The following is an 8223-nucleotide window of genomic DNA, read 5'->3' as shown; positions in this document are numbered from 1 at the left end:
TTCAAACCCTTATAGAAAAGCCGTTTCAGTTTCCGACTCCCTAATACCGACTGCCGAGGACCGCGCGCAGCGCTATACACGCCGGACGAGTGAGACTTGTCAATCCCTACAACCGACTCCCGTTTCTAGAGCTGGTAACGACACGATCGCCCATCTTTCAACCCAAAAAAAGCCGGAAATATCCGGCTTTAATCCTCTCAATTTTTGAGACTCAAAACATTAAGCCAGTTGCACCAATTTCAGACTGAGATCCCACATTTTTTCGCCCTTTTCATCATCCCGGGCTTGGGGCGAGACTTTCTGGACGAAAGATTCGCGATCTTTTTTCTGGCGATTTCCCCAACTCCAGTAGGCGCCGGACTGGCGGTATTCGGGGTCAATGACCACGGCGGCGACCCGTTCCCCGGCCAATTCCTGGGAGACGTAACCCCCGGTGATGTACTTTTGGAACAGGGGGAACAGTTTCTGGAACAGGGGATAGTGGTTGCGGAACAGGGGGGTATCCGCGACGCATCCCGGGTAGAGGGAGGTGAAGGTGATGCCGGTGGAGTCGTGGTAGCGGCGGTGCAGTTCCCGCATGGTGAGGACGTTGCACACCTTGCTGTCTTTGTAGGCTTTGACGGGTTCAAATTTCTTGCCGTCGATCATGGAAACAGGTTCTTTGAAGCCCTTGGCGAAGCCTTCGAGGTCGCCCAAATCGGGGCGGGGCGGAATTTTCCCGCCGAGTTCGTCGGGGTTGTGGGTGACGGTGCCCAAAATCACCATCCGCTTGTCTTCAGCCGGACTGCGCTTCATGTCCTCCATCATGACGTTGCAGAGGAGAAAATGACCCAAATGGTTGGTGGTCATGGTCAGTTCGTACCCTTCCGGACTCCGCAGGGGTTCCTTGATCAAGGGCATATAAATTGCCGCATTGCAGATCAAAGCCTCCAGCGTCCTGCCCGTCGCCCGGAAGGAGTTGATAAACCGCCGGACGCTGTCGAGGGAACCGAGATCGATATGGAGAACGGTGTGGCTGTCTTCGGGAATTCCCAACTCTTGGGCGGCGGCTTTCGCCTTTTCCAAATTTCGACAAGCCATCACCACGTACCAGCCTCTGTTGGCAAGGGCTTTGGCGGCATACAAGCCGACCCCCGATGAGGCACCCGTGACTATAACTGTTGACTTGTGATCTTGTGCCATGTTTGTTACAATCCCAGCGATCGCCGTCGTTTGGTTGTGAATCCCGCTCCGACGGGGATCGTGGCTATGATTTATCTAGGTGTTCTAAATTGATCAGGATATTTGTAAGGGCGGGGCGATCGCAACTGTTTGTAACAATCTGACATCCTCTTCGACCGGCTTCGATACCGCCTGCCTGGAAGCCATCAAAATCGCGCTTTTTCTAAGGATTGCTATTTTCGGGTTTCCTGTCGGTTCCGAGGTTCCCGGAGTTCGACGCACCGCCGGGCGATCGGGGGGAGGCGGTACAGGGCGGCCGTTCCGGTCGGACGCCGTTCGTCCGCCGTCGGGCGGCGCGATATAATGAGAGCCTTCGTGCGTCATTCCCGATCGCCCGAACATCCCGCCGCGATCCGGACCGCCCTTATTTTTGTCTAAATTCAATGTCTCGATTGAGTGCAACTCGGCTATCCTCTCAAAAACGCCACCAACTGCTCCTCCAGGTCAAACGGGAGGTGAGACAGTACCGGTTGCACCTGCCCCACCGGGCGGTCTTGACGCAGTTGGCTGGGGAAAAGCCCCCGCTGAAAATGCGGCGGTCCTGGGATGTGGAGGTGAAAATCGGCAACCACCCCAGCTTCAAACTCTCGGCGAATACGGGAATTATCGAGGTGTTCGATCGCATCGGGGGGCGGCTGTTGATTTTGGGGGGGGCGGGTTCGGGCAAGACGACGACCCTGGTGGGACTGGCCAAGGTACTCGTCGATCGCGCCCTCAAGGACGAACACGAACCGATGCCGGTCTGGCTGAACTTGTCCGGCTGGCGGGTGGGGTGCGAGGCGATCGAGGATTGGATCGTCGGCCAGATCCAGAAAAAATACGCGATCGCCCCGGACGTGGCCCGCTACTGGATGGAACAGCTCCAGATCCTGCCGTTGCTCGACGGGTTGGACGAAGTGGAGCCGGGGCGGCGGGAAGCGAGCATTCGAGAAATCAACGACCTGTTGGAGGGCAATCTCTCGCCCCTGCACCTGGTCGTCTGCAGCGGCGTGAAAGCCTACCACCGCTGCGAAAACCGCTTCCGGCTCAACGGTGCCATTTTGCTGCGGCCCCTCACCCGCCGGCAAGTCAAAACCTATTTGATCGACGCGAGAAGTCGGGAGCTTTGGAATGATATCAAAAACGACCCGCAACTTTTGAAGTTGGCAAAAAAGCCGCTATTTTTAAGTCTGATGACCCTGGCTTACGAGAATATTTTGATCTCGTCTTGGAAGCATTTGGACACCTTGGACGAACAACGGCAGTATTTGTTGAACGCCTATTTGCGCCACCAAATTTCCGCGACCCGCGATCGCGGCTTGAGCGAGGCGGAAAAAAAGTACACTTCCGAACAATTTCGCCACTGGTTGACGGAGCTGGCGAAGCGGATGCAGCGGGAAGAAACCCAGACCTTCATCCTCGATCGCATCCCGAAAACGTGGCTGCACACCCCGGAGCAAGAGCGGGCCTACCGGCTGGCCGAACGGGCGGTCGGGGGGGTGATCTGGTGGGGGGTCGTGGCGGTCATCGCCCTGGGAGCGATTTCGGGGTCGGTGGGACTGTTGGCGACGGGAATGGTGCTGGGACTGGCGGTCGCCGCCGGCTACGAGTGGCTGTCCCTGGGGTGGGCGATCGAGCGGCTGGCCCTGCGATTCGTCCTCTGGGGGGAGGGGGACGCGCCCTGGAACTACGCCCAGTTTTTGAACGACGCGGCGCGACGGCTGCTGCTGCGAAAAATGGGCGATCGCTACGAGTTCATCCACCGCCTCCTCCAAGAGCATCTCGCCCAAATTTGAAACCCGCCGGGACACGGCGGCAAATTTCCCACTTCGGATAGATTGATCGGGCCGGAAATTGCGGTTTGATCGGAGCCAGGCTAACTGATGACTTTTGAGGGTATAAATCGGGTCGTTCCGACCCCCGACAATCACGTTCGATCGCCAGTCTGGCGTTGGCCTATTGAATCGAGGCGGTTTCAGTTCCCGATTCCCCATTCCCGATTCCCCATTCCCCATTCGTCACACGCGGCGATCGCTCTGGGGCCGTCCCGCTCCGATTTCGAGGTGTCGGGTTTGACCGTAACCCAACCTTAACCCGACTTTTGAGGCTTCCCCCTTGCCAAGATTGCCATAGAATCGGACACTTAATTTTGGGAGATCATCGGCAGTTGAGAGGTAATTTCACGTGAAACAAGTATTAGCTGTGATTCTGGGTGGTGGCGCCGGCACTCGTCTCTACCCCCTGACGAAGATGCGAGCCAAACCCGCCGTTCCCCTGGCGGGCAAATATCGCCTGATCGACATCCCGATCAGCAATTGTATCAACTCAGAAATTCTTAAAATTTACGTCCTGACGCAGTTCAACTCGGCGTCCCTGAACCGTCACATCGCCCGCACCTACAATTTTTCCGGCTTCACCGACGGCTTCGCGGAGGTGCTCGCGGCCCAACAGACCAGTGTCACCAATCCCCAGTGGTTCCAGGGAACCGCCGACGCGGTGCGCCAATATCTGTGGCTGATGGAGGAGTGGGACGTCGAACATTTGCTGATCCTGTCGGGGGACCACCTCTACCGCATGGACTACCGGGATTTCGTCCAGCGCCACATCGACACGAACGCCGACATCACCCTGTCGGTGCTGCCCGTGGATGAAAAGCGGGCGTCCGCCTTCGGTCTGATGAAAATTGACGAGAGCACCGGCCGGGTGATCGATTTCAGCGAGAAGCCGAAGGGAGAAGACCTCAAGAAAATGGCGGTGGATACGAGTACCCTGGGATTGTCCCCGGAGGAGGCGGCTGAGTCCCCTTACATCGCTTCGATGGGGATCTACGTTTTCAAACGGGACGTTCTGTTCAAGTTGCTCAAGCAGGCCCCCGACCAGACGGATTTCGGGAAAGAGGTCATCCCCGCTGCCTCGGCCGACCACAACGTTCAAGCTTACTTGTTCAACGGCTACTGGGAAGATATCGGGACGATTGAGGCGTTTTACGAGGCGAATCTGGCGCTGACGCAGCAACCGCAGCCCCCCTTTAGCTTCTACAACGAAAAGGCCCCGATTTACACCCGCTCCCGCTATTTGCCCCCCTCGAAGCTGCTCGATTGCCACATCACGGAGTCGATCGTGGCTGAAGGGTCGATCCTGAAGCAGTGCCGCATCGACCACTCGGTTCTGGGGTTGCGATCGCGGGTGGAGTCCGGCTGCGTGATCGAGGATACCCTGCTGATGGGCTCGGATTTCTACGAACCGTTCGCGGAGCGCCAGTCCGGGATGCAAAAGGGCCAGGTGCCGATGGGCATCGGTAACGACACCACCATCCGGCGGGCGATCGTTGACAAGAACGCCCGCATCGGCCGCAACGTCCAGATCATCAACAAAGATCGCGTCGAGGAGTCCGAAAAGGAAGATCTCGGCTTCTACATCCGCAGCGGGATCACGGTGATTCTCAAAAATGCGGTGATTCCGGACGGGACGGTGATCTAGACGCCCGGTCGGATTCCGAAGGAAAGGAGGTTTTTTCCAACCTTCTGACCTTCCCCCACTCAAAACCCGATTATTTCGATGGCTCGACTGATCCTGATGATAGGGCTTCCCGGCAGCGGGAAGTCCTTTCTGGCTCAAAAACTGGCCGAAGGCGACCCGTCCTACCGGTGGATCTCAACGGACGCGATCCGGGGGCAACTGTTCGGAGATGAAGCGTTTCAGGGGCCGTGGTTGCCGATTTGGAGTCGGGTTCGAGAACAATTTCGGGAGGCTATGACTCAGCAAGCCGTGGCGATTTACGATGCCACCAATGCCCGACGACGCAACCGCCGGGACGCGCTCCGCGAGGTGAGGCGGATGGGGTTCGAGTCGGTTTCCGGCTTGTGGGTTAATTCTCCCCTGGAATTGTGCCTCGATCGCAACCGGAAGCGATCGCGCCGGGTCCCCGAAGCGGTCATCTTCAAAATGCACCGCCAACTCACCGATGCCCCCCCGACCCTCCAGGACGGGTTCGACCGCCTGATCGAATTGGGGTGGGGGGAATAGGTAATTATCAATTCTCAATTATTAATTATTAATCGTTCTCGGTACGGAAATTGCGATTGTCGGATTTGGAAAAACCGTACTAAGTTTGAGGTCAGGTTTTGGTAGGCTGGATCGGATCGCGTCGATCGCGCGCGATCGGCCGCACACCTGCAAACACCACCCGTACCATGACGACGGACGACGAGATCACCAGGAGAGTAGAGAATGCCGGCGACAGATTATAAGGATTACTATGCAATTCTCGGCCTGAGTCAAAATGCCAGCGCCGACGACATCAAAAAAGCCTATCGCAGACTGGCCCGCAAGTATCACCCCGACATGAATCCCGGCGACAAGAAGGCGGAGGCGCGGTTCAAGGAGGTGAACGAGGCTTACGAAGTCCTCTCCGATACGGAAAAACGTCAGAAATACGATCGCTTCGGCCAGTATTGGAATCAGGCGGGCAGTGCGGGTTGGCCCGGTGGCGCTGGTGCCACGGACTTTGGCGGGTTCGATTTCAGCCAGTTCGGCAGTTTCGACGAGTTCATCAATTCCCTGCTGGGACGGGCCGCGGCGGGGGGGACCGCCGGGGGGCCGGGTTCTCGCTCCCGCAGCTATTCCTACCGCACCAGTTCCGGGCGCCCGGGGGGATACGGCGGATTTGAGGATTTCGCCGCGGCGGGGGGCTACGGCGCGGGCCTGGACCTGGAGGCGACGGTGACGCTGACTCTCGGCGAGGCGTTTCGCGGCACCCGCAAGCGCGTGGAGGGCGGCGAAGTGTCGATTCCGGCGGGGGTGAAGCCGGGGAGTAAAATTCGGGTGCGGGGACAGGGCCAAGCCGACACCTACACCCAGCGGCGCGGCGACCTGTATTTGAAGGTGGAGATCGAACCCCACCCGTTTTTCAAGTTCGACGGGGACCACCTCACCTGTGAGGTGCCGGTGGCGCCGGACGAGTTGGTTTTGGGCGGGTCTATCGACGTACCCACCCCCGACGGCCCGGTAACGATGAATATTCCGGCGGGGATTCGCTCGGGGCAGTCCCTGCGCCTGCGGGGCAAGGGCTGGCCGAAACCGAAAGGGGGCGGACGGGGCGATCAGTTCGTGAAAGTTGTGGTGGTGCCGCCGAAGGATCTCAACGCCATCGAGCGGGAGTGTTACGAGAAGATCGCCAAAAACCGCAGCTTTGAACCCCGCAGCGGTCTGTCTTCCATGAAGCTTTAGGGACGCGATCGCAGACCTGGGATTTCGCCGAAAATGAGTCCCCGGGTGATCCCCAACTCGTTGTGTTGAATAAAAAATCAATATAATGGTCGAGCTACCATTATTAAGGATATCATACCGGATTTTTTGGCGCTTGTCAATCCCCATCCTTAAAAAATCAAAAATTTTTTGAATTGTCGATTAAAATTCGACTATATTTATGGGTTTATAACATCAATTTTAAGAATGATTATCATTGTAAAATTTTAAAATTCTTCAAGCAAAAATTGTGAGATTGTAGCCAAAATTACATTTTATTCCCGGGGCGATCGGTCAAGATACCTTAACTCGGAATTGTGGAAGATGAAATCGAGCGATCGCGATTCGGGAGCCATGCGATCGCCATTTCTCTCGTTCCAAAACTTCAATAATAGCGATTATCAATCGGGAAAATAAATATGCCGGAAACACTCTTTAAAGTCGATCTAACCAAACCGATGTCCGAACAGGAAATGCCGGGGCACAACCGCTGGCATCCCGACATTCCGGCGGTGGTTTCCGTCAATCCCGGGGACGTATTTCGGATCGAATGCAAGGACTGGACGGACGGACAAATCCAAAATAACGACAGTCCCGACGACGTGCGGGACGTGGATTTGACGGTGGTGCACGTCCTCAGCGGCCCCATCTACGTCAACGGCGCCCAACCGGGGGATATTTTAGTCGTGGATATCCTCGATATCGGTGCCTTGCAGGGTGACGAGTGGGGATTTACCGGAATTTTTGCGAGGGAAAATGGGGGCGGTTTCTTAACCGATCATTTCCCCGACGCGGCGAAAGCAATTTGGGATTTGCAGGGTATTTATACGAGTTCCCGTCACATTCCAGGAGTGCGTTTTGCCGGCATCACCCACCCCGGATTGATCGGCTGTGCGCCCTCCCACGAACTGTTAAGGGAGTGGAACCGGCGGGAACGGGAATTGGTGGAAACGGGGGGTCCGGTTTGGAAGCCGGAAATTCCCCCCCTGGCGGCGTTGCCGAACCCGGAAAATGCGGTTTTGGGGACGTTGAAGGGGTCGGATTTTGACCGGGTGGCGGCGGAAGCGGCGCGGACAGTTCCGCCCCGGGAGCACGGCGGAAACTGCGATATCAAGAACTTGTCGAGGGGTTCGCGGATTTATTTCCCGGTGTATGTGGACGGGGCGAAATTGTCGATGGGGGACATCCATTTTTCCCAGGGAGATGGGGAAATTTCGTTCTGTGGTGCGATCGAAATGTCGGGTTTTATTGACCTCCACGTTGATATTATTAAAGGTGGGGTGGAGAAGTATGGAATGGTGAACCCGATTTTTAAACCGGGCCCGGTGGAGCCGCGTTATTCCGAGTATTTGGTATTTGAAGGAATTTCGGTGGACGAGTTTACCGGGAAGCAGTATTATTTGGATGCTCACGTTTCTTACCGTCGGGCTTGTTTGAATGCGATCGAGTATTTGAAGAAGTTTGGGTTTACAGGAGAACAGGCTTATTTGCTGTTGAGTTCGGCGCCGGTTGAAGGGCGAATCAGTGGCATCGTGGATATTCCCAATGCCTGCTGTACGGTGGCGATACCGACGGAGATTTTTGATCGGAATATTTTGCCGACTTAGAAGGATTCGGGGCAGGCGGGGAATGATGTCAGGCAGGCGGGGACGCACTGCCCCCACAGATAGAGTAGTTTTCTCTGTGGTGTGATACAGTTTGATCCCCCATTATCCCCCTTAACAAGGGGGACTTTCAGACGCTGTGGTGTGATCAGTCTGATCCCCCATTATCCCC

General features: G+C 56.5%; 8 protein-coding genes. 6 read left to right on the top strand and 2 right to left on the bottom strand.

Annotated features, from left to right (window positions below; all coding sequences use genetic code 11):
* Positions 1 to 208, top strand: a 208-nt coding sequence (locus LKE08_RS04410) for a hypothetical protein (RefSeq protein ID WP_324702983.1), incomplete at its 5' end; no start/stop codon positions are given.
* An 11-nt stretch (positions 209 to 219) separates the two neighbouring features.
* Here LKE08_RS04410 and LKE08_RS04405 read toward each other — a convergent pair.
* Entirely contained in the window at positions 220 to 1182 is a 963-nt protein-coding gene (locus tag LKE08_RS04405; protein WP_324702982.1) for a protochlorophyllide reductase, read from the bottom strand.
* Positions 1183 to 1275: 93 nt separating this feature from the next.
* Positions 1276 to 1605, bottom strand: coding sequence for a hypothetical protein (locus LKE08_RS04400; RefSeq protein WP_324702981.1), 330 nt, complete (start codon positions 1603 to 1605; stop codon positions 1276 to 1278).
* Between LKE08_RS04400 and LKE08_RS04395 the strand changes: the two genes are divergently transcribed.
* From LKE08_RS04395 to fmdA, 5 genes are all read left to right on the top strand, one after another.
* Positions 1605 to 2996, top strand: a complete 1392-nt coding sequence (locus tag LKE08_RS04395) for an NACHT domain-containing protein (RefSeq protein WP_324702980.1) — start codon at positions 1605 to 1607, stop codon at positions 2994 to 2996. The two genes, LKE08_RS04400 and LKE08_RS04395, sit on opposite strands and share 1 nt — an antisense overlap.
* Before the next feature lie 388 nt (positions 2997 to 3384).
* Positions 3385 to 4680 carry a glucose-1-phosphate adenylyltransferase gene (locus LKE08_RS04390; RefSeq protein WP_324702979.1) on the top strand — a complete coding sequence of 432 codons (1296 nt, stop codon included), beginning with the start codon at positions 3385 to 3387 and terminating at the stop codon, positions 4678 to 4680.
* Positions 4681 to 4758: 78 nt separating this feature from the next.
* Positions 4759 to 5226, top strand: coding sequence for an AAA family ATPase (locus tag LKE08_RS04385; protein WP_324702978.1), 468 nt, complete (start codon positions 4759 to 4761; stop codon positions 5224 to 5226).
* A gap of 204 nt (positions 5227 to 5430) precedes the next feature.
* Entirely contained in the window at positions 5431 to 6429 is a 999-nt protein-coding gene (locus LKE08_RS04380; protein WP_324702977.1) for a DnaJ C-terminal domain-containing protein, read from the top strand.
* A gap of 437 nt (positions 6430 to 6866) precedes the next feature.
* Positions 6867 to 8054 carry a formamidase gene (gene fmdA, locus LKE08_RS04375; protein WP_324702976.1) on the top strand — a complete coding sequence of 396 codons (1188 nt, stop codon included), beginning with the start codon at positions 6867 to 6869 and terminating at the stop codon, positions 8052 to 8054.
* Positions 8055 to 8223: the final 169 nt, after the last annotated feature.

The sequence above is a fragment of the Lyngbya sp. CCY1209 genome (assembly GCF_035615495.1).
GTDB lineage: Bacteria > Cyanobacteriota > Cyanobacteriia > Cyanobacteriales > Microcoleaceae > Limnospira.
The sequence above is the reverse complement of the archived record's forward strand: the minus strand, read 5'-3'. Positions and strand labels throughout refer to the sequence as shown.

Bases quoted from the DNA above. Each gene is read 5' to 3' on its own strand.
- fmdA (WP_324702976.1), top strand. From the start codon at position 6,867: ATGCCGGAAACACTCTTTAAAGTCGATCTAACCAAACCGATGTCCGAA.
- LKE08_RS04395 (WP_324702980.1), top strand. From the start codon at position 1,605: ATGTCTCGATTGAGTGCAACTCGGCTATCCTCTCAAAAACGCCACCAA.
- LKE08_RS04405 (WP_324702982.1), bottom strand. From the start codon at position 1,182: ATGGCACAAGATCACAAGTCAACAGTTATAGTCACGGGTGCCTCATCG.
- LKE08_RS04380 (WP_324702977.1), top strand. From the start codon at position 5,431: ATGCCGGCGACAGATTATAAGGATTACTATGCAATTCTCGGCCTGAGT.
- LKE08_RS04385 (WP_324702978.1), top strand. From the start codon at position 4,759: ATGGCTCGACTGATCCTGATGATAGGGCTTCCCGGCAGCGGGAAGTCC.